The organism is Chitinispirillales bacterium ANBcel5, from assembly GCA_029688955.1.
Lineage (GTDB): Bacteria > Fibrobacterota > Chitinivibrionia > Chitinivibrionales > Chitinispirillaceae > Cellulosispirillum > Cellulosispirillum alkaliphilum.
This window is the reverse complement of the sequence record JARUKZ010000113.1, coordinates 1-1,054: the sequence shown is the minus strand read 5'-3', so window position 1 is coordinate 1,054 and position 1,054 is coordinate 1. Positions and strand designations below refer to the sequence as shown.

Genomic DNA, 1,054 nt, shown 5'->3' with positions numbered 1-1,054 from the left:
CTGGTCACATATCCCCGCCGTTTCTCGTTATGAGTGAACACCATATCTTTAAAATAGACCGGCTCGAGCAGCTCTATCTCAAGGGTTCGCTTAGTGTCTTCTGGGAGGTTAATAGATCCATTCAGTGGTATCGTGAATTCTACCTGCGCTTTGGGGCGAGTTGTCCACTCTATGAGATTGTGCAGAAACCGTACGGCACCGTTTGAAAACGTATCGTCATTATAATCGTAATACCACTTAAGGGTTGTAAGTGAATCGGGTGCCTGTTGCTTTTTTCTGGTGATAAGATAACTCTGTCTGCACAGCTTCCACAAACTTCTGGCAAAACTGTAGGCCCTTTCTTCTGTATCAGCGTTAAATGACAATCCTCCCACATAGCTGGTCCATACACGCGGTGCTAAATGCAGTTCCTCATCATAGGATAAACCGTAGTGAAAGAGAATGCCTCTTTGGACAGGCTCAGAACCGGGATCGGGCTGGTACCGGTCTTTGGATTCTACTTCTAAAATCAATTCGCCTTTATAATTTATACCACGAGAGCTCACCCGCCCTCTGAAAGCGGATATCCCCGGCACCTTGTGCGTTTCATCACTGCCCCCCAGAGCAGTAAAGCTCACCAGGCTGCCAACATTCACCCCGGAATCGATTATAGACCGACGTTCCTCAAAATTACCTATCGTAAGGGTAATTATAACAGAATCACCACTATTCTTTGCTTCTGCTTTAAAATCTTTACGAAGCTCGATTTCAGCACCCCCTTCAAGCTCATCCATCACCGGGAACGTTTGTTTATCTGCGTTAGTAACAAAAAGTACCTTGTCAAACTTATCAGCACCCGGATTATAGGCGTAGGAGATTCTAAAATCATTAAACAGATCTTTTGGTTTTGTTTTGGTGAAATTTTTAATGGAATCCCTTACTATCACACTTTCATCAAAAATCGGTGCGTCAGAGAAGTTTGTGTTAAGCCAGGCCCCGAAATAGTTTCCGCTCAAATAAAGAAAAGGCAAGGCCCTTCACAGTACTATACTCTTACAGTTCCCCGGGAAATCTT

Annotated in this window: 1 protein-coding gene; it reads right to left on the bottom strand. The window is 44.3% G+C overall.

Features of this window, described 5'->3' with window-relative positions:
- On the bottom strand, positions 1–1,010 hold a 1,010-nt coding region (locus QA601_18955; protein MDG5817181.1), incomplete at its 3' end, for a hypothetical protein.
- Positions 1,011–1,054: the final 44 nt, after the last annotated feature.